The organism is Candidatus Providencia siddallii (assembly GCF_964026685.1).
Taxonomy (GTDB): domain Bacteria; phylum Pseudomonadota; class Gammaproteobacteria; order Enterobacterales; family Enterobacteriaceae; genus Providencia_A; species Providencia_A siddallii_A.
On sequence record NZ_OZ034688.1, the window covers coordinates 164,120 to 186,711 of the forward strand.

General features: G+C 22.0%; 18 protein-coding genes and 1 tRNA gene. 14 read left to right on the forward strand and 5 right to left on the reverse strand.

Annotated elements, in window-relative coordinates; genetic code table 4:
• Positions 1–638: 638 nt before the first annotated feature.
• The 3 genes from rpoD to rpsU all read right to left on the reverse strand — a co-directional run bounded on the left by rpoD (position 639) and on the right by rpsU (position 4,673).
• Positions 639–2,501, reverse strand: coding sequence for an RNA polymerase sigma factor RpoD (gene rpoD, locus AAGD61_RS00640; RefSeq protein ID WP_431307849.1), 1,863 nt, complete (start codon positions 2,499–2,501; stop codon positions 639–641).
• A 94-nt stretch (positions 2,502–2,595) separates the two neighbouring features.
• Complete coding sequence (gene dnaG, locus AAGD61_RS00645; protein WP_341765117.1) at positions 2,596–4,368, reverse strand: DNA primase; 1,773 nt, start codon at positions 4,366–4,368, stop codon at positions 2,596–2,598.
• An 89-nt stretch (positions 4,369–4,457) separates the two neighbouring features.
• The gene (gene rpsU, locus AAGD61_RS00650; RefSeq protein WP_341765118.1) at positions 4,458–4,673 is read right to left on the reverse strand and encodes a 30S ribosomal protein S21; all 216 of its coding nucleotides are present in this window, start codon (positions 4,671–4,673) and stop codon (positions 4,458–4,460) included.
• A 188-nt stretch (positions 4,674–4,861) separates the two neighbouring features.
• On the opposite strand from rpsU, the gene tsaD reads away from it, so the two are divergent.
• The 6 genes from tsaD to proC all read left to right on the forward strand — a co-directional run bounded on the left by tsaD (position 4,862) and on the right by proC (position 10,338).
• Positions 4,862–5,875: a tRNA (adenosine(37)-N6)-threonylcarbamoyltransferase complex transferase subunit TsaD gene (gene tsaD / locus AAGD61_RS00655; protein WP_341765119.1), complete on the forward strand. Its 1,014-nt coding sequence runs from the start codon at positions 4,862–4,864 to the stop codon at positions 5,873–5,875.
• A gap of 833 nt (positions 5,876–6,708) precedes the next feature.
• The gene (gshB, locus tag AAGD61_RS00660) at positions 6,709–7,659 is read left to right on the forward strand and encodes a glutathione synthase (protein ID WP_341765120.1); all 951 of its coding nucleotides are present in this window, start codon (positions 6,709–6,711) and stop codon (positions 7,657–7,659) included.
• A 97-nt stretch (positions 7,660–7,756) separates the two neighbouring features.
• Entirely contained in the window at positions 7,757–8,320 is a 564-nt protein-coding gene (locus AAGD61_RS00665; protein WP_341765121.1) for a YqgE/AlgH family protein, read from the forward strand.
• Positions 8,320–8,739, forward strand: a complete 420-nt coding sequence (gene ruvX / locus AAGD61_RS00670) for a Holliday junction resolvase RuvX (protein ID WP_341765122.1) — start codon at positions 8,320–8,322, stop codon at positions 8,737–8,739. Before AAGD61_RS00665 ends, ruvX begins: the two co-directional genes overlap by 1 nt.
• A 79-nt stretch (positions 8,740–8,818) precedes the next feature.
• A complete protein-coding gene (locus AAGD61_RS00675) occupies positions 8,819–9,499 on the forward strand; it encodes a YggS family pyridoxal phosphate-dependent enzyme (RefSeq protein ID WP_341765123.1) in 681 nt (226 codons plus the stop codon).
• A gap of 14 nt (positions 9,500–9,513) precedes the next feature.
• A complete protein-coding gene (gene proC / locus AAGD61_RS00680; protein ID WP_341765124.1) occupies positions 9,514–10,338 on the forward strand; it encodes a pyrroline-5-carboxylate reductase in 825 nt (274 codons plus the stop codon).
• 416 nt (positions 10,339–10,754) lie between these two features.
• On the opposite strand, the gene trmB is transcribed toward proC, so the two are convergent.
• A complete protein-coding gene (trmB, locus tag AAGD61_RS00685) occupies positions 10,755–11,474 on the reverse strand; it encodes a tRNA (guanosine(46)-N7)-methyltransferase TrmB (RefSeq protein WP_341765125.1) in 720 nt (239 codons plus the stop codon).
• A 422-nt stretch (positions 11,475–11,896) separates the two neighbouring features.
• Between trmB and mltC the strand changes: the two genes are divergently transcribed.
• The 8 genes from mltC (at position 11,897) to purF (ending at position 20,174) form a co-directional block, all read left to right on the forward strand.
• Positions 11,897–12,967, forward strand: coding sequence for a membrane-bound lytic murein transglycosylase MltC (mltC, locus tag AAGD61_RS00690; protein ID WP_341765126.1), 1,071 nt, complete (start codon positions 11,897–11,899; stop codon positions 12,965–12,967).
• 91 nt (positions 12,968–13,058) lie between these two features.
• Positions 13,059–13,131 (forward strand) — tRNA-Phe (locus tag AAGD61_RS00695).
• 506 nt (positions 13,132–13,637) lie between these two features.
• On the forward strand, positions 13,638–14,768 hold the full coding sequence (locus AAGD61_RS00700; protein ID WP_341765127.1) for a 4-phosphoerythronate dehydrogenase: 1,131 nt from the start codon (positions 13,638–13,640) through the stop codon (positions 14,766–14,768).
• Between the two features lie 175 nt (positions 14,769–14,943).
• Complete coding sequence (gene truA / locus AAGD61_RS00705) at positions 14,944–15,756, forward strand: tRNA pseudouridine(38-40) synthase TruA (protein WP_341765128.1); 813 nt, start codon at positions 14,944–14,946, stop codon at positions 15,754–15,756.
• 172 nt (positions 15,757–15,928) lie between these two features.
• Positions 15,929–16,810, forward strand: coding sequence for an acetyl-CoA carboxylase, carboxyltransferase subunit beta (accD, locus tag AAGD61_RS00710; protein ID WP_341765129.1), 882 nt, complete (start codon positions 15,929–15,931; stop codon positions 16,808–16,810).
• A gap of 26 nt (positions 16,811–16,836) precedes the next feature.
• Positions 16,837–18,123: a bifunctional tetrahydrofolate synthase/dihydrofolate synthase gene (folC, locus tag AAGD61_RS00715; RefSeq protein ID WP_341765130.1), complete on the forward strand. Its 1,287-nt coding sequence runs from the start codon at positions 16,837–16,839 to the stop codon at positions 18,121–18,123.
• 44 nt (positions 18,124–18,167) lie between these two features.
• Positions 18,168–18,623: a CvpA family protein gene (locus AAGD61_RS00720; protein WP_341765131.1), complete on the forward strand. Its 456-nt coding sequence runs from the start codon at positions 18,168–18,170 to the stop codon at positions 18,621–18,623.
• 39 nt (positions 18,624–18,662) lie between these two features.
• A complete protein-coding gene (gene purF / locus AAGD61_RS00725; RefSeq protein WP_341765132.1) occupies positions 18,663–20,174 on the forward strand; it encodes an amidophosphoribosyltransferase in 1,512 nt (503 codons plus the stop codon).
• A gap of 267 nt (positions 20,175–20,441) precedes the next feature.
• On the opposite strand, the gene pta is transcribed toward purF, so the two are convergent.
• Positions 20,442–22,592 (reverse strand): phosphate acetyltransferase, encoded by a 2,151-nt coding sequence (gene pta / locus AAGD61_RS00730; RefSeq protein WP_341765287.1) that lies wholly within the window; start codon positions 22,590–22,592, stop codon positions 20,442–20,444.

Below are 22,592 nucleotides of genomic sequence, written 5' to 3' on the forward strand. Positions count from 1 at the left end.
ATAATGATATTAAAACGTTTTGTATATTTTTTATGAAAAATATTTAAAGGTATTGTTTTTAAAAAAAATATATTTTAGTTTTTAATATTAAATATTAAAAAATATATTTAAATTAAATAAATTTTATTAATTAAAAATAATTAATTTTATTAATAACCAATTTTATTGATATATTAAAATATATAATAATTTAAAATTTAAAATATTTTAAAATTATTTAAAAATTTATAGTATTTTATTAAGGCTAAATATTTATAATTTAATATATTTTTATATAAATAATTAATTATTAAAAAAATTGTAATAAAATAGTATTTTTATAATTTTATATGTTATCAAATATTTTGAATAAATGTTATTTTTTAAATTTAAAAAAAATACTTATAATTTATTACAATTATATAAATTATATAAAAAAATTGATTAGATTATTAATTATTTACAAAAATAATATTTTAAATTATTTAAAATTAAAAATTAATATTTACAATAAAATTGTTTTATTTATGATATAAAATAATTAATTTAAGTTTTTTATTTAATAAAAATATATTTTTATTAGAAAATATTATGCTATATTAAAAAATTAATAAGATACTAAGAATTTATATTTTATATAAATATAAAATAAATTATATTTATTCATCTAGAAAACTACGTAATAATTCTGATCGACTTGGATGACGTAATTTACGTAGTGCTTTTGCTTCAATTTGACGAATTCGTTCACGTGTAACATCAAATTGTTTTCCAACTTCTTCAAGCGTATGATCAGTGTTCATATCAATACCAAAGCGCATTCTTAATACTTTTGCTTCGCGAGCTGTTAATCCTGATAATACTTCATTAGTAGCTGAACGCAAACTTTCTGATGTAGCAGAATCAACAGGTAATTCTAGTGTTGTATCTTCAATAAAATCACCTAAATGTGATTCATCATCATCACCAATTGGTGTTTCCATTGAAATTGGTTCTTTAGCAATTTTTAATACTTTTCGTATTTTGTCTTCTGACATTAGCATTCGCTCAGCTAGTTCTTCTGGTGAAGGTTCTCTTCCTGTTTCTTGAAGCATTTGACGAGAAATACGATTTAATTTATTTATTGTTTCAATCATGTGGACTGGTATACGAATAGTACGAGCTTGATCTGCAACAGATCTTGTGATGGCTTGTCTTATCCACCAAGTTGCATAAGTTGAAAATTTATATCCACGTCGATATTCAAATTTATCAACTGCTTTCATTAATCCAATGTTACCTTCTTGTATAAGATCTAAAAATTGTAATCCTCGATTTGTATATTTTTTTGCTATTGATATTACTAATCGTAAGTTTGCTTCAACCATTTCTTTTTTAGCACGTTTAGCTTTAGCTTCTCCAATGGACATTCTACGATTAATATCTTTAATGTGTTCAATTGGTAATTCGGTTTTTTCTTCTATTTTTCGTAAATTTTGTAAACAAAATAAAATTTCTTTTTCAACTTCTAATAATTTTTTAGACCATGGTTTATTCATTTTTTTTGCGGTTTTTAACCAAATTTCATTAGTTTCATTATTTGTAAATAATAAAATAAATTTTTTTTTCGGCATTTTGCAAAAATCAACACATAATTTCATTATAGTTCGTTCTTGAAAACGTATATGGTCCATCATCATGCGCATATTGTTAACTAAATAATCAAATTGTTTTGGTACTAATCTAAATTCTTTAAATATGTCAGATAGTTTTTCAATTGCATTTATTGTTTTTTTGTTTTGTCTTCCAAAAATTTTAATATATTTACGTGTTTTTTTATATTGTTCTCGAAGATTTAAGAATTTTGTATGAGCTATTTCAGGATCGATCATATTATCTTCATCAGATTCACAATTATTATTTTCTTCATTATCTTCGTTGTCTTCATCGTTTTTTTTATTTTTTTTATTTAATAGTTCTTGATTATTAAGGTGTATATTTTGTGTAATATGTTCATCATTATTTAAATTAATAAATCCTATAATTAAATCTGATAAACGGTTTTTTCCGGATTCAATTTGTTCATATTGTTCAAGTAAATATCTAATAGTTTTAGGGTATTCTGCTACTGAGCATTGAACTTGATTAATTCCTTCTTCGATACGTTTTGCTATATCAATTTCGCCTTCTCTAGTAAGTAGTTCAACTGTCCCCATTTCTCGCATATACATTCGTACTGGATCTGTTGTTTTTCCAATTTCATTTTCAAGTGTAGAAAGAACTTGTGCAGCTGCTTCAGCTATATCTTCATTAGAATCTGATGTATTTTCTGTTAAAATAAAATCATCTGCATCTGGTGCTTTTTCCATTACTTGAATACCCATATTGTTAATAATTTGTATTATATCTTCTATTTGATCAGAATCAATAATATCATCAGGAAGATGGTCATTAACTTCAGCATAAGTTAAATAACCTTGTTCTTTTCCTTTTGTCACTAGTAGCTTAAGTTGTGATTGTTGCTTATATTCCATTTTATTCATATTTTAAAATTTATGTAAATTTTTTATTAAATAGTTTAAAAGTATTGATAAAAGTGTTAATTTTACATGAAATTATTCAATAAAAAAGTATATTTTAAGTTTTTATATTAAAAGTTTTTTTATTTATTTTTGTTTGTAAAAGAATAAGTGAATAAACTTCTTTTCGTTCATCAAATGTAAGTTTTTGTGTTCGTTCTTTTGCCATTAAATATTCAAAACGTTTATTTAAAATATTTTTAAATAAATGATTTAATGTATCTATAAATAATTTTTTTGCTGTTTCTTCTGTGCATATATCGTTCCAAAATGCTAGTTTTTCAAGTAGTTTTAATAATTTATTATTTCTATATTTTTCTAATAATTGTCCTGTTGTTATTTCTGGAAGAGAATTGCAAAAATCAACTAATTGTTTAAATAATAAAAACCCAGGGATTTCTGTATATATTTTTTTTTTAAAAGATGGAACTAATTTTGAAAAAATTGGGTTTTGTAATAATAGTGTTATAAGTATTCGCATTGTTGTCAATTTGAATTTTGGTGTTTTATAATTGATTTTTATGTTGTTTTTTTTATTTGTTATAGCAATTACTTGTGTTATATCTGGTATTCCAATATAAAAACCTAATTTTTGTGTTATATAAAATCTCATAGTTTTATTAGGTATTTTTTTTATTAAATTAAGAGTAATATTAGCGAAATTTATTTTATCATCTTGTGTGATTAAATTAGTTTTTGATATAAGAGTATCAAATAAAAAATTAGAAAATGTTTTAGATGTTAAAATTCGTTTTTCAAAAGATTTTTTTCCTTCTTTTTGTATTAATGAATCTGGATCTTCACCACTAGGTAAAAAAATAAAATTTAATTTACGTTCCTCATTTAAAAATGTAAGTGAATTTTTTAAGGCTCTCCAAGCAGCTATTTTCCCAGCTTGATCTCCATCATAACAATATATTATTGTATTTGTAAAACGAAATAGAAGTTTGATTTGTTCATAAGTTGTTGATGTTCCTAAAGATGATACTGCATAATTAATATTGTATTTTGTTAGTGTAATTACATCCATATATCCTTCAACTATTAATATTTTTTCTAATTTATATTTTTTTTGTATTGCTTCATATAATCCAAAAAGATGATGTCTTTTATGAAAAATATTTGTTTCTGCTGAATTTAAATATTTTGGTGATGAATTATCTAATGTTCTTCCACCAAATGCAATTATTCTTCCATTATAATCTCGAATTGGAAATATAATTCGTTCTCTGAATCTATCGTATATTTTTCCATTATCGTTTAGTATAAACATCCCGGTTTCATTAAAACATTTATAATTTTTTATGTGTAAAATTAAAAAATTTAATAAATTATTTCAACCAAAAGGTGCGTATCCAATAGAAAAGTAATCAATAATTTCTTTTGTTAAACCTCGAATTTTTAAATAAATTTTAAGTTTTTTACTTGAAGTATTTTTTAAAGAATTTTGATAAAAATAATTAATTTTTTTCATAATGTAATATAGTTCTGTTCTTTTATGTAATATAGTTTTGTTTATTTTTTCTCCTTTTATATATTTTAAATTAATACCATGTAACGATGATAATTCTTCAATTGCTTCAACAAAATTAAGTTTGTTATAATTTATTAAAAAATCTATTGCATTTCCATGAACACCACAACCAAAACAATGATAAATTTGTTTTTTTTTATTTACAAAAAATGATGGGGTTTTTTCATTATGAAAAGGACAAAAAGCATTATAGTTCTTACCTTTTTTTTTTAATGGTATTTTTGAATTAATAAGATTTATTATATTTGTTTTCGTTAATAATTCATTTATGAATGAATGTGGAATTTGTCCAATCATAATTTTTTAAGATTTAATTTTAGTTATCATAATATTCTAATTATTATTTTTTTAAATGCATATTGTTTTATTATTTTAATTTTAAATGATTAATAAAGTCGTGTTCTTCTAGCATTTTCACGAGATAATTTTTTTATATGTCGTTCAATTGCTGAAGCTTTAGCACGTTTTCGTTCAGTTGTCGGCTTTTCATAAAATTCTCGTTTACGTATTTCAGCTAAAATTCCTGCTTTTTCACAAGAACGTTTAAAACGTCTTAATGCAATATCAAATGGTTCGTTTTCTCGTACTTTTATTACTGGCATGTTAACCTCTTAACAAAATTTTATTTATTTTTTTTATATTTAAAATTTTACTTTAAAAAACATTTGATTGTAAAGTTTTATATGTGAGTAAAAGATGTAATTATAATTTACAATTTTGAATTGTAAATTATAATTTTATTTATAATGTAAATAAATTTTTATAAAAATTTAAAATTAAGGATATTATAATGCGTGTTTTAGGTATTGAAACATCATGTGATGATACTGGTATTTCAATTTATGATGATAATATTGGAATTTTATCTAATCAGTTGCATAGTCAAATTAAAATTCATTCTTGTTATAATGGTGTTGTTCCTGAATTAGCATCTCGTGATCATATTTGTAAAATTGTACCTTTAATAAAAAAAACATTAAAAGAAGCTAATTTGAATATAACTGATATTGATGCTGTTGCATATACTGCTGGTCCAGGTCTTGTTGGTTCATTAATGGTTGGAGCAACAGTTGGTCGTTCTTTGGCATTTTCTCTTAATATACCATCTATTTCTGTGCATCATATTGAAGGTCATTTATTATCTTTTATGTTGGAAAAAAAGAAAGTTGATTTTCCGTTTCTTGGGTTAATTATATCTGGTGGACATACACAAATAATTAATGTTACTAAAATTGGTAAATATGAAGTACTTGGTGAATCACTTGATGATTCAGTTGGAGAAGTTTTTGATAAAATAGCTAAATTATTAGGATTAGGATATCCTGGTGGTAGATTATTATCGATTATGGCTGAACAAGGAATATCAGGTCGTTTTATTTTTCCTCGACCAATGACAAAAAAACCAGGGTTAGATTTTAGTTTTTCAGGTTTAAAAACTTTTGTTGCTAATACAATTTATAAAAGTTCTAATGATAAACAAACTTTATCTGATATTGCAAAAGGTTTTGAAGATGCTGTTATTGATACAATTATTATAAAGTGTAAACGAGCTATTAAACAATCTGGTATTAATCGTTTAGTTATATCAGGAGGCGTAAGTTCTAATAGTTCATTGCGAATAAAAATAAAAAATGTTATGAAACAAATTAATGTAGAAGTTTTTTATTCTAGTCCTGAATTTTGTACTGATAATGCTGCTATGATAGCACTTGTTGGTTCAATTAGAATAAAGAATGGTTTTATTGATGATTTAAGTATATTTGTTCGTCCTCGTTGGGGTTTGAATGAATTATTATGTATTTAATTTTTTAAAATTTAAATTTTTATAAGATAATTTAATATTTTATGCTACATATTTATTTTAAAAAATTTAAAATGTAATTTTTTTACATAAATTATATATAAAATATATTTTGATATTTTATCAATTAATAATGTTAATTTTAATGCATATTAAAATTAACATTATTAATTGATAATATTTTATAAAAAGTTTTTTATTATGATTAATTGTTTTAAATATGAATTATTTAATTAAATTAATATTTTTAAATATTAATATATTTGGTTGTTTAATATGAAATAAATATATTCTGCTATTAAGTTATTTTTTATTAGAAAATAATATAGTATTAATTATTTATTAATATGATAAAAAACAAATGTATAATTTTTTAAATATATGTTTATATAATATAAAAAATAATCTTTAGTTTTTAAAAAAATAATTTTATTTTTTCTTATTGAAAAGTTTTTAAAAAAATAATTTTATTTAATTTTGTTTATTAAAGTTAAATACTTGATAGTTTTAAAATAATGTTAAATTGTTAATTTAAAAGGTTGTTTTTTAATATTTAAATTTTAATCAAAAATAAAGTCTATTTTAGTTTAATATTAATAATAAATAATAATTTTGTTATCAAATATAATAATAGTAATATATTATGTTTGATTAAAGTTTATTTTTTTTAAATTTAGTTTTTATATCTAGTAATATATTTATTTTTAATAAAATTATTGATAGTTAAGAATTTTAGATTTCTTAATGTTGAAATGTTCAAATTTTTTAAATAAAAAATATTTTTTTATTTATTTAAAAAAATATTTTTTTAGAAAAATTTTGTTTAAGGAGAAAAAATGATTAAACTTGGGATAATCATGGATCCAATAGAATCTATAAAAATAAAAAAAGATACTAGTTTTGCTATGATGTTGGAAGCACAACATCGTGGTTATGAAATTCATTATATGGAAATAAATGATATTTATTTAAATAAAGGAGAAGCTAGAGCTTTAACTAAAATTATTTTCGTAGAAGATAATATTAAAAAATGGTTTAATTTTTATAGTGAACAAGATGTTGCTTTAAGTGATTTGAATGTTATCTTGATGCGTAAAGATCCTCCTTTTAATATTGAATTTATTTATGCGACTTATATTTTAGAGAGAGCAGAATATGCTGGTTCATTAGTTGTAAATAAACCAAGTAGTTTACGAGATTGCAATGAAAAATTATTTACATTATGGTTTTCTGAATTAATCCCAAATACATTAGTTACTCGTGATCCTAATAGATTAAAAGATTTTTATAAAAAAAATGGTGATATTATATTAAAAGTTCTTGATAAAATGGGTGGTATGTCTATTTTTCGTTTAAAGGAAAATGATTGCAATGTTGATGTAATTATAGAAACTATAACAAAATATGGTTCACGTTTTTGTATGGCGCAAAAATTTTTACATTCTATAAAAGAAGGTGATAAACGTGTGTTTATTGTAGATGGTAAACCAATACCTTATTGTTTAGCTCGTATACCAGCTAATGGAGAAACACGTTGTAATTTAGCCGCTGGTGGTTACGGTGAAGTACGATTATTAAATAAAAGTGATATAATGATTGCTAATATTGTTGCACCAAAATTAAAAGAAAAAGGTTTGTTTTTTGCAGGTCTTGATATAATTGGTGATAAATTAACTGAAATTAATATAACAAGCCCAACATGCGTTCGTGAAATCGAATCTGAATATAATGTTTTTATTATAAAAAAAATAATGAATTCTATTGAATATTATTTAAAAAATATTTAAGTTAATTTAAAATGAATTATAAAATATATTTGTATAGATAGCTTAAGTTTAATTTAATTTTTATTAATTAAATAAAACACATAGCTGGAGAAAAAACTTGAATTTACAAAATCATTTTCTTATAGCAATGCCATCATTGCTTGATCCTTATTTTGAGCAATCAGTTGTTTATATATGTAAACATAACGAAAAAGGTGCTATGGGGTTAATTATAAATAAATCGATTGAAAATTTTTCTGTTAGCAATATGTTAAAAAAACTTGAAATTAGAATTTCATATAATATTAATATTAGAAATTTAGAAAAGCCTGTTATTGCTGGCGGTCCAGTTGCTGAAGAACATGGTTTTATTTTACATACCCCAATTACTGGTTTTGCTTCTAGTTTACATTTAAATGATGAGATTATGGTAACTACATCAAAAGATATTTTAGAATTGTTAGGTACTGAACAACATCCAGTAAATTCTTTGGTTACATTGGGTTATTCAAGTTGGGAACCTGGTCAATTAGAAAAAGAAATTATGGAAAATTGTTGGTTAACTGTTGAAGCAGATACTCAATTAATTTTTGATACACCGATTAATGAACGTTGGAAAGCAGCTGCTAAGTTATTAGGAATTAATATTAGTACTATGTCAATACAATTTGGACATGCTTAATGCTTTTAAAAACTTTGTTAGCATTTGATTATGGAACTAAAAGTATTGGTGTTGCTGTAGGACAATCTATTACTAAAACTGGTAATGCATTGCCGTCATTAAAATTTAATAATAAATTACGATGTTGGGAAAAAATTGAATTTTTAATAAAAGAATGGCAACCTCAAACTATTATTGTTGGTATTCCATATAATATGGATGGAACAGAACAAAAGATGACAAATTTATCACGTAAATTTGCTAATAAAATTTATACTTTTTTTGGTGTAAAAGTTGATTTACATGATGAGAGACTTACTACAATAGAAGCAAAATCTATTTTATTTGAACAAAATGGATATCGAGCTTTAAATAAAGGTAGAATTGATTCTATTTCAGCGGTTTTAATACTTGAAAGTTGGTTTATTAAAAATAATTAATTAAATTAATGTATTGTATTATTAAAATGTTTTAAAGATAAGTTAATTTTATTAATTTTTAAAAAAATTAAATATAATTATGAATATTGAAAAAAATATTATTAATATAAAAAAAAAAATAAGTATTGCAGCATATGAATCTAATAGAAATCCGCAAGAAATAACTTTATTAGCTGTAAGTAAGTATAAATCTTGTGAAAATATTTCAGATGCTATTAAAGCAGGACAATATCAATTTGCGGAAAATTATGCTATTGAAGGTTTTAAAAAAATTCAATATTTTTCTTACAATGATAAAATAATTTGGCATTTTATAGGTTCACTGCAGACGAATAAAACAAAGATTATTGCGCAGTATTTTGATTGGTTTCATGCATTAGATAATGAAAAAATTGCTAAACGTTTAAATAGTCAAAGATCACATTATAAATCCAAATTAAATGTATTAATTCAGATTAATATAAGTAATGAAAACAGTAAATCTGGAGTTAAATTAAACAATTTAAATGATTTGGTTGAAAAAATAATTAATATGCCTAATCTACTTTTTAGAGGTTTTATGGTTATTCCTGCTTTTGAAAGTGATTATAATAAACAATATGATACTTTTTATAAAGTAAAATGTATATTTAATATATTTAAAAATAAATATTCGACAGTTGATACGCTTTCTATGGGGATGACTAATGATATAAAAGCTGCTATTCATTGTGGATCAACTATTGTTCGTATTGGAACAGGAATTTTTGGTGTTCGATAATAAAAAGGTGTATTGTGAAATATCGTAAAATTGCGTTTATTGGTTCAGGTAATATAGTAAATGCTATGGTTTCTGGAATAGTAAAATATGGTAAATATAAATCATCAATGATAACTATTTCTTCTCCTAATAATTGCAGACGTAATAAAATTGTAGAAAATTATAATGTTATTGGTATTAATGATAATAATATAGCCGTAAAAAATTCTGATGTAATAATATTAGCGGTAAAACCGCAAGTAATGGAATATGTTTGTAAATCATTAAGAAAAATAGTTGATTATAGAAAAAAACTTATATTAACTCTTGCTGCTGGTATTACTGTAAATCGATATAATGAATATTTTGATGATAAAATTAATTTAATTAGAATTATGCCAAGTATATTATCATTTATTGGTAAAGGTATTATTGGCATTTTTACACAAAATATAATTACTGAAGAAAATAAAATATTTATTGAAAAACTAATGAAAAGTATAGGGGATATTATTTGGTGTAAGGAAGAACATGAAATAAATAATATCACTGCAATTTCTGGTAGTTCACCTGCTTATATATTTTTATTTATGGAAGCAATACAACAGAAAGCAGAGGAGCTAGGATATAATAAAAAAATATCTCGTAAATTAATTTTTAATATATTTAATAGTTCATTAAAATTTGCTTCTTTTCAAAAAGATATTTGTTTTTCTGAATTACGTAAAAAAGTTATGTCAGAAGGCGGTGTTACAGAAAAAGCTTTAAATGAATTTTATAATGGATCTTTCAAACAAATAATTGGCAAAATAATGCAAAATGTTATTGATAAATCAAAAGAAATGGAAAACAAATTTTAAATTATTTTAATATATTCTTTAAAATTATTTTTTTAATAAAAAAATGATAAATTGTAAATATTAGTTTTTTTATAAAATAAATGAATGTTTTTTATTATTTTTGTTTTATTTTTTTTATTTTAAATAGTCTGTTTGGTAATAAAATTGCTATTTTATAGTAAAGTAAATTATTATTTTATTATTTATATAAAATGTAAAAAAAATAGTTTTTTATTAAAATTAAAATGTTTAAATAATATTAAAGTTTGAAAATTATTTTTTATTTACTATTAATATTTTATGTTAAAATAGATATTTTAAAACAATGACTATTTTATATAAAATCAGTTAAATTTATAATATATAATCAATATAGTAAGTAGTATATAATTTTATTAATAATAATAATTATTTTAAATTGTTCATAATATAATTTATTATTGTATTTTTTTAAACATTAAATCATAAATATTATGACCTAATTTTTCTCCTTTTATTTCAAATTTTGTTTTTGGTCTTGTTTTAGGTCGTGGAACATAATTTCCTGATTTAGATAAGTTAATAAAATAGTTAACTTTTTTCATAATTGAGATAACATGTTTAGCGTAAGGTTCTCAGTCTGTAGCCATATGAAATACTCCATTATTTATTAATTTAGCATAAATTTTTTCTATAAAAGATATTTGTACAATACGACGTTTGTTATGTTTAGTTTTGTGTCATGGATCAGGAAAAAATAATTGAATTATTGACAAACTATTATTAGGTATCATAAAATCTAATATATCAATTGCATCATATCTTATTATTTTTAAATTTTTTATATTTTTTTCTTTTATTAACATTAAACAAGTGGCTATTCCAGGTTTATAAACTTCAATTCCTAAAAAATTTTTTTTAGGGTTTTGAATTGCCATATCAATTAGAGATGTTCCAATTCCAAAGCCAATTTCCATTATTACTTCGTTAAAATTATTAAATATTTTTGATAAATCACATTGTTTTTTATTAAAATTAATTTCTATTTCTTCTCATATGTTATTTAAAATATATATTTGATTTTTTGTTAATTTTTTTTTTCTATTAATAAAACTACGAATTTTATTTTTAGTAATACATTCTTTTTTATAATTTAGTAAATTAATTTTGTTTGTCATATTTAATTTTATTTAATAGTTTTTATATAAAATGTATTGTATTTAATTATATATATGTAAAATATTTTAAATTTTAAAAAAAATATTGTATATTAATATTTTATTGTTTTAATAGAAATATTAATAATGTTAATTTTAATATTTGTTTTTTATAAAAATAAATAGTTAATTATATATAATTATCATTTTTTTATTATTTTAATATATTTTACAATGATAAGTTTTAAACTTATGTGTTATAGGTGTCATAAATTTATGAAAAAATAATAATTTTAGTTTTATTTAAAGTTTTTATTAATAATGTATTTTAATAAAATCAGATGTTATAAAAAATATAAATATTAATCTTTAATTAATAAAAAAATAGGTTTTTATCTAAAACAAATAATTTTTAAAATAATATTATTAAAATTATAGATTTTATGAAAAAAATATTTGTATTATTGTTAATGATGTTGTTTATTGTTTCTTGTGCTGATAATAAAAAAAATAATTTTAAGAATATATATATAAAAGATACTAATGGTTTTTCTATATTAATAGAACAATTAGCTAATGATATCGAAAATATTTGGGGTAGAAAAGAGGTATTAATAGCTGGACCAAAAGATTATGTTAAATATGATAACGAATTTCGCACACGTAGTCATATAAATTTTGAGATTGGTGTTATTACTATTGAAAGTATTTCATTAGTAAATCCTTTGGATTCTATTAAAAAAGCTATAATTGATATATTAATGATGAGAGATTATAAAAGCTCTTTTAATTTTTTTTCTAATAAATTAGATCTTTTTTATAATAAAAAACCATTTTTATTTGATCAAATAATTAATAATAGTGGTAAATATATTAATTCTAAATTAGATGTTATAAAATTTGCTGAATATATAATAAAAAATAAAATACGTCATAGAAAATCTGGTTTTAATACAATATGGTTTACTAAAATTAATATGGTTGTAAATCATTTAGATAAACGTATACATAATTATTTATATTATATAAAAAAATCTGCAGCTAAGTATGGTGTTGATGAATCTCTTATTTTGGCAATTATGCAAGTTGAATCAAGTTTTAATCCTTATGCTGTAAGTAGTTCTGATGCGTTAGGATTAATGCAAATAATGCCTACTTCTGCAGGTAAAGATGTTTTTCGTTTTCAAGGTAAAATAGGTATACCAAGTCGAAGTTATTTATTTGATCCTGAAAAAAATATAGATATAGGTGTGGCTTATTTGGCTATTTTACAAAAAAGTTATTTAGGTGATATTAGAGATCAAATCTCTAATCGTTATGCTGTTATTAGTGCTTATAATGGTGGTGTAAGTAGTGTTTTACGTTTGTTTCATAATAATAAAAAACAAGCTACTCAATATATTAATAAATTAAAACCTGGTGAAGTATATAAAATGTTGTCAACTAAACATCCTATACCTGAATCTCGTAGGTATCTTATAAAAGTAAATAATGCACAAAAGAAATATATATAACAATTTTAAATTAATATATGTTTTTTAGTTATTTTTAAATTTATTATTGACTAGTAAATTTAAATATGTTTAATATTAATAGTATTTTTTTGCCCGGATAGCTCAGTAGGTAGAGCAGGGGACTGAAAATCCCCGTGTCCTTGGTTCAATTCCGAGTCCGGGCATTTTAGTTTTGTCTAATTTTTATAATTGATGAAAGTTATTTTTTATTTTTATGAATTTATTTTTTTTATTAATATTTTAATTTTTATTTTTTTAATAAAAAATTTTATTTATTTTTAATAAAAAAATATTAATTTTTAAAAATTATTTTTTAAAATTAAATTAATTTTATTTTTATAAAAATTATATTTTTTTACATTGTTATATAATTAATTGGTTATGTATAATATTTAATTGTAATAATTTATATAAAGTTATTAATATTTTAATATTAATAACTTTATATTTTTATTTAAAATATAGTCAATTTATTTTAAATAATATTTTGCTATTATTTAAGTTTTAGTTAAATATATTAATTTAAATAATTGTTAAATTAATATATAAATGTTTTGTTAATTTTATTTTTTTTAATGTTTATATTTAAATAACGTTTATTAATTTATTATTTAATTATAATTATTAATATTAATGCATTATATATAAAAATAAAATTAGGATTAATTATATGAAAGTTTTAATTGATGAAAATATTTCGTGTATAGAACAATTATTTGGTAATTTTGACGAAGTAAAAAAATTTTATGGTCGTATTATTTCATCAAAAGATCTTATTAATGTTGATGCATTAATAATTCGATCTATTACTAAAGTGAATAAAATCTTGTTAAAAAATACATCAATTAAATTTATAGGTACAACAACATCTGGAATTGATCATATAGATATACAATTATTAAAGTCTATGAATATTTATTTTTCTTTTGCTCCTGGTTGTAATTCTATTGCTGTTGTAGAGTATGTTTTTTCATCAATATTAGTTCTTGCTGAACGTCAACATTTTAATTTATGTGATAAAATAGTCGGAATTGTTGGTGTTGGTAATATTGGTAAAATTTTATTAAAAAGATTAACATCTTTAGGTATAAAGTGTATTTTATGCGATCCGCCTCGTGCTGTAAATGAAAATTCGAAAAAATTTGTTTCATTATCTAATATAGTAAAACAAGCTGATATTATCACTTTACATGCACCATTAAATCTTTCAGATAAATATAATACATATCATTTGATGAATTTAGAACATTTAAGTAATTTACGTGATGGAGCAATATTAATTAATACCAGTCGTGGTGAACTTATAGATAATAAAGCTTTATTATCTTTATTGATAAAAGGCAAAAAAATAAGTGTGGTTTTAGATGTTTGGGAATATGAACCAAAAATTAATGTTGATTTATTAAATTTAATTAGTATAGGTACTTCACATATAGCTGGATATACTTTTGAAGGTAAAACAAGAGGAACTATTAAAATTTATGAAGATTATAACAATTTTTTTGATAGATCGTTTCGTCGGGTTTCTTTGTTGTCGTTAGCGCCAAAATGTGTTATTAATGAAATTACGGTTAATGGTAAATTAACACAAGAAATATTAAAACGATTAATTCATTTAGTTTATGATGTACGAAGTGATGATTCTAATTTACGTTTAGTGTCTGATATTAATAATGAATTTGATCAATTACGTAAAAATTATAAAGAAAGACGTGAATGGTCTTCATTAAAAGTAAAATGTAATTTTCAAAAAACGGCAATATTGCTTAATAAACTAGGTTTTAATGCTTGTTTTAAATAAAAATTTATAATTTTTATGAATTCATTTATGATTAAAACATTGTGTTAAATAACTATTGTTTATTTTTTATGTTTTTGATTATATAATATTGATGTTTTATTGTTTATATAATAGATAATAATTCAAATTTTATTTACTAAAAAATATTTTGATAAAATTATAAATATATAAATAAATGTCTAATAATATTAAAAAAATAGCGTTAGGAATTGAATATAACGGTAGTAATTATCATGGTTGGCAAATTCAACAGAACATTAAGAGTATTCAAAGTTATATTGAAAAAGCATTATCAAAATTTTCTAATGAGTCAATTGTTGTTTTTTGTGCAGGACGAACTGATGCAGGTGTTCATGCATTAGGACAAGTTATACATTTTGAAACTACAGTAATACGTAAAGAAATATCATGGGTTATTGGTGTAAATACTTATTTACCTAATGATATAAGTGTTCGCTGGTGTAAATTTGTAGATAAAGATTTTCATTCGCGTTACAATGCAATTGCTCGTAGATATTGTTATATAATTTTTAATGAACGGTCTAGACCTGCAATTTTATTTAATAAAGTAACACATTATTATTTTAAATTAAATGAAAAATTAATGCATGAAGCAGCTCAATATTTAATTGGTGAACAAGATTTTTCTTCTTTTAAATCTGTTAAATGTCAATCTAAAAGTTCTTATCGTAATATATTATATGCTAATGTTAATCGTTATGGTAGTTATATTATTATTGATATAAAAGCTAATGCGTTTTTTTATCATATGGTTAGAAATATTGTTGGTTGTTTATTAGAAATTGGTAGTTGTAATAAAAGTATAAATTGGATAAATAAATTAATTAAATTAAAGGATAGAAAAAAATGTGCATCTACAGCAAAACCTGAAGGTTTATATTTAGTTAATGTTGAATATCCAGAAAAATTTAAATTACCTAAAAATATAATTGAATCTGTATTTTTTTTAAAAAATTTTTTTATTTAAAATAAAAAATAATTTTATTATTTTAATGTTTTAAATATTATTGTTTAATTATTTATGTTGTTTTGTTTTTATAATTATTAATTTTTTTAAAAAAAATTTTATAAAAAAAATAAATTTTATATATTAATTTTAGTTAATTTGAATATATTAAATATATAAATAGGTGTTATTTATGAGCTGGATTAAAAAAATTTTAAAAAAAAACAATTCAACACAATCTAGTAAAATTAATATCCCAGAAGGTCTTTGGGTAAAATGTGAGCATTGTAAACAAGTATTATATAATGATGAATTAAAGCGTAATTTATCAGTATGTCCAAAATGTGATTATCATATGCATATTTATGCTCGATACAGATTAGAAAAGTTTCTTGATAAAAATTCGATGATAGAATTAGGAACTAAATTTGAACCAAAAGATATACTTAATTTTAAAGATTTAAAAAAATATAAAGATAGAATTTCTATAACACAAAAAAAAACTGGAGAAAAAGAAGCTATAGTTGTTATGAAAGGTAAATTAAAAAAAATGACTATTATTGTAGCAGCTTTTGAATTTTTTTTTATGGGTGGATCAATGGCTTCTGTGGTTGGTGCTAGATTTGTTTGTGCTATAAAACAAGCATTAAAAGATAATTGTCCTTTTGTATGTTTTTCAGCAAGCGGAGGAGCTCGCATGCAAGAAGCTTTGTTTTCTCTTATGCAAATGGCAAAAACAAGTGCTGCATTGGCAAAGTTACAAGATCATAATATTCCATATATTTCAGTATTAACTAATCCAACTATGGGTGGTGTATCTGCAAGTTTAGCAATGTTAGGGGATATAAATATCGCAGAACCAAAAGCTTTAATTGGATTTGCAGGACCACGTGTTATTGAACAAACTGTTCATGAAAAATTACCTCAGTATTTTCAACGTAGTGAATTTTTATTAAAAAGAGGAATGATTGATATGATTATTCATCGTCATAAAATGCGTGATCATTTATATGAAATATTATCAATATTAACTAATATAAATGTAAAAGTAGATGTATGTAAAAAAGTAATTTAAAATAATAGAAATCAATAACATAAAATATGAATGATTTATTTTTAAAAAATATAAAATATTCATTAAATGATTGGCTTATATACATTTCTAATTTACATGATAAATCTATAGATATGGGATTAGATCGTGTTAGAAAAGTTGCAAATATGGCATGTTTAACTAAAATTTGTCCTAATGTTATAACAGTTACTGGAACTAATGGTAAAGGTACTACTTGTCATATTTTAGAATCAATTTTTATATCTGCAGGTTTTAAAGTTGGTGTATATAGTTCACCTCATCTTATTCGATATACAGAACGTATTCGTATTCAAGGTTTAGAATGTTCTGAAAAAGATTTATGTAAAGCTTTTATAAATATTGAATTATATCGTAAAAATATTTCATTAACTTATTTTGAATATACCACATTAGTTGCATTATATTTGTTTAAAAAAACTTTGTTGGATATAGTTATTTTAGAAGTTGGTTTAGGTGGTCGTTTGGATGCTACTAATATTATTGATGCAGATATTTCTGTTATTACAAATATTGATATTGAGCATACTGATTTATTAGGATTTAATCGTGAACTTATTGGTTATGAAAAATCTGGAATTTTTAGAAAAAATAGTTATGGTGTAATTGGTGAATTAAATATACCTAATTCTGTTTTAAATTTTTCTAAAAAAATTGGTTCTAAGTTATTTTGTTATGGAAAAGATTGGTTTTATAAAAAAAATAATAATTCTTGGTCTTGGTTTTCTAATTTTTATAAAATATATAATTTACCATTACCAAATGTACCTTTAGTTAATGCAGCAACAGCTTTAAGTGTTATTCATTGTTTAATGAAAATTAATTTAAAATTTAAAAATAAAATAAAAGAAAATGTTATATGTAAAGGATTAAAAATTGCTAAATTACCTGGTAGGTTTCAAATTATTAATAAAAAACCATTAATTATTTTAGATGTTGCACATAATCCTCATGCTATAAAATATTTAATTGCTAAATTATCTGAATTGCCAAAAGTAAAAAATAGGAGAACATTAGCTGTTGTTGGAATATTGAGAGATAAAGATATAAAAAATATGATTAGATATTTATCTAAACAAGTTACTGATTGGTATATTGCAACATTAAGTGAATATAGAGGAACTAAAGCTTGTGAGATTAGTAAATATTTGTCTTATGCTAATGAATTTAATTCTGTAGAAAAAGCTTGGAAAAAAGCTTTTGATGATGCTGAAGAACAAGATTTAATTATAGTATGTGGTTCATTTTATACTGTATCACGTGTTATGATGATATTGAATAATTCAAAAATATAAATTCAATATAATAAATATTATTAAAAAAACAATTTTTAGAAAATATGTCATTAATAGATTACTTAATTATTATAATAATATTATTTTCTACGTTAATAAGTTTTACGCGTGGTTTTATTCGTGAATCATTATCAATTGTAACTTGCTATTGTGCTATTTTATTTTCAGTTATATTTTATTCTAGTATAACAAAATATATTACATTTTTTGAAAATTTGTTAATAAAAAATATTATTGCTATATTAATAATAATTATTGCTGTGATGATAACAGGTAAAATATTAAATAATATAGTTATTTTTTTTACTAAAAAAATAGGATTATCTAATATAGATAATATTTTAGGAATTTGTTTTGGATTATTTAAAGGGGTATTAATAGTATTATTATTATTATTTTTTTTTAAAATATTCCCTTTAAATGTACAAAAAACAATAAGAGAAAATTCAAAATTTATTCAATATTTTGATTTAATAAATATTTTGTTTTTTAATATTTAATTTTTAAATATTAGATAACGATTTTAATGGAAAATATAAATGTGTGGTATTGTTGGTATAACAGGATTTTCATCTGTAGTTCAATCAATATATGATTCATTAATAGTATTACAACATCGAGGTCAAGATTCAGCAGGTATTGCGACTATTGATGATAAAAATAATATTAGATTACGTAAAGCAAATGGTCTTGTTCAAGATGTATTTAAAACACGACATATGTTTAGATTACAAGGTAATATAGGAATCGGTCATGTTCGTTACCCAACATCTGGTAATTGAAGTGTTTCTGAAGCTCAACCTTTTTATGTTAATTCTCCTTTTGGGATCACACTTGTACATAATGGTAATATAATAAATACGTATGAATTAACTAAAAATTTATTTAAGATTGCACGACGTCATGTAAATACTAGTTCAGATTCTGAAATTTTATTAAATGTGTTAGCTTTTGAATTGGATAAGTTTAATCATTTTCCGTTAAAACCAGAAAATATTTTTAAAGCTGTTTCAGCTATGCATAAAAAATTACGTGGTGCATATTCATGTGTAGCGTTAATTATTGGTCATGGTATGTTAGCATTTCGAGATCCATATGGGATTCGTCCTTTGGTTTTAGGTAGACGTTATATCAGAGATAATATATATGAATATATGGTGGCATCTGAAAGTGTTGCGCTTGATTCTTTAGGTTTTGAACTTTTAAGAGATATATTACCAGGAGAAGCTGTTTATGTTACTGAAAATAAACAATTATTTACTTTTAAATGTGCGAAAAATACACAATTAACTCCATGTATTTTTGAGTATGTTTATTTTGCAAGACAAGATTCATTTATTAATAATGTTTCTGTATATAAGGCAAGATTACGTATGGGAAAAAAATTAGGTATAAAAATAGCTCATAAATGGAAAAATATAAAAATAGATGTTGTTATTCCAATACCTGAAACATCTTGTGACATTGCATTAGAAATAGCTCAGATTATAAAAAAACCTTATCGTCAAGGTTTTGTAAAAAATCGTTATGTTGGAAGAACGTTTATTATGTCTAGTAATCAAGCTAGACGTAAATCAGTACTTTGCAAACTTAATGCTAATTATATAGAATTTTATAATAAAAATGTTCTTTTAATAGATGATTCTATAGTACGAGGTACAACATCCGAGCAAATAGTTAAACTTGCACGTAAAGCTGGAGCTAGAAAAGTTTATTTTGCATCAGCTGCACCAGAAGTTAGATTTCCAAATGTATATGGTATTGATATGACAAATGTTAATGATTTAATAGCTAATGGTAGACAAGTTGATGAAATTTGTAAATTAATTGGTGCTGATGGTTTAATTTTTCAAGATTTAAACGATTTAATTGATGCTATTCGTGAAGAAAATCCTATGTTAACACATTTTGAATGTTCTGTATTTAATGGTTATTATGTTACAAAAGATGTTGATCAAAAGTATTTAAATAAACTTAAAAGTTCTCGTGAAACAAACTTAATAATTGATAAAAATGAAACAGAAAATCTTGAAATTTATTATGAACAATAATTTTTTTAAAAATATTAAAATTGATGTATTAATTTTAATATTTTTAAAAAATAAAATTTATATTAATTGCTATTATTTTATTTATTTTTTATAAAAAAAATATATTTTTTTAAAAATTATATTTTTATATGTTTTAATTATATATAAAATTGTTAATTATTAATAAAAACAGTTTTATTTTAAATAAAATACTAGAACTACAATTAATTTTTGTAGAAATATTATTATTTTTTTTAAAATTAAAAGTATTTTTAAAATTGTAAAAGTTTAAAAATTAATATTTTTATATAATTTTTCAAGGTGAGATGCTTGAATCACTGTTAATGCAACAGTGTATATTATATCATCTACTAAAGCACCACGAGATAAATCATTTACAGGTTTACGCATACCTTGTAACATTGGTCCGATTGAAATTAAATTTGCTGAACGTTGTACTGCTTTATATGTTGTATTCCCGGTATTTAAATCAGGAAATATAAAAACCGTTGCTTTACCAGCAACAGGTGAATTTGGTGCTTTTGATTTAGCTACATCAAGTATCGCAGCTGCATCGTATTGTAATGGGCCATCAATTATTATGTCTGGACGTTTTTTTTTAACTAAGTTAGTAGCTTTACGTACTTTATCTACATCTGTTCCTTTTCCTGAGTTACCTGTTGAATAAGAAATCATTGCAACACGAGGATCTATTCCGAAAGCTTTAGCTGAATCTGATGATTGAATAGCAATTTCAGATAATTGTTCTGCAGTTGGATCTGGGTTAATCGCACAATCTCCGTAAACATATACTTGTTCTGGTAATAACATGAAAAATATAGAAGAAACTAAGGATTTATCTGATGCGGTTTTAATTAATTGCAAAGATGGACGAATAGTATTAGCAGTTGTGTGAACAACTCCAGAAACGAGACCATCAACTTCTCCTTTTTCTAACATTAATGTACCAAGTACTACATTGTCTTCTATTTGTTTATTAGCAATTTGTTTTGTCATTCCTTTATTTTTACGTAGTTCAATTAATCGGTCTATATATTTTTTTCGAATTGTTATTGGATCAATAATTTCAATTTCGTCACTTAATTCAATATTTTGAGAATCCGCTATTTTTTTTATATTATCAGGATTACCTAATAATACGCAAGTTGCTATACCTCGTTTTGTACATATAGATGTTGCTTTTAAAATTCTTGGTTCATCTCCTTCAGGAAAAATAATACGTTTATGTAATTTTTTAGCTAACTCTGTCAATTGATAACGAAATGTTAGTGCGGATAGATTTTTATTATTTTGATCAATATTAGAAATTTCTGAATTTATTAATTTATTATTAATATAGGAAGATATATATTTTTTAATATTTTTAATTCGTTTATGATCGTCTATAGGTACTTCAATATTAAGATTTTGTAAATTTATTGATGTTTGCCATATATCATTATTTACTTTAAATATAGGTAGTTTACTTTTTATTATTTTGCTATATAAATTTTTAATAGATTTATTTATTTGAAAACCATCTGTTAATAAAATAGCGCTTATTACAAAACCATTTATTTCAGCTAGCAAAGCAGAAAATAAAATATCTAAACGATCTGAAGATGTTATTAATAAAGATTCGGATTTAAAATGTTTTTTTATATTAAAAGTATTGTTAGTGCAAAAAATAATTGATTTAATACGTCTAGTTTTGATTTCTCCTTTATTAATAATTTCAGCATTTAAGTATTTTGCTATATCTATTGATCTCATTGCTATTAAATTTAAATTTCATGGAATTGATGCAAGAATTGGTAAATTTATATTAAATAATTCTTTTGTATTAAATTTTTTTGTTTTATTATTTGTTGAATGGTTTAATATCTTATATATATCAGTACGTATTTGTCCTGATTTATCAATAGGAGCATTAATTTTGTTGATTATAACTCCAATTATTTTTTTATTTTTTTGTCCTCCAAATTCATTTTTAATTAATTTAAGACGTTCTTTAAATTGTATAATATTATTATTTTCTGGTGTAGTTACAAATATAATTTTAGCTCCTAATATTTTAGCTATTTCTTGGTTTAATGATTGTAAAAAAAAATAGTTTTGTGTAATTTTTAAGCCTTCGATAAATGTAACTTTAGATGTTTTAGTATTTTTATAATATAGTGATACTATTCTTTCCATTAAAAAATCTTTTTTTGAAGCTGTTAATAATGATTTAACATATTCTATACTTAAAGGTTTTGTTAGTATTTTTACATAAGAATATTTTTTTAAAAGTTCTGTGGTATAATCTTTATTTTTTAATATGTCTGGTTGATCTATAGGTTTAAAAAAATTTACTTCTCTGTTATCTTTTCTTATTAAGTGTATTAAACCTAAAGTAATACTTGTTAATCCAACATTATTTCCTATAGGAATCAGCAT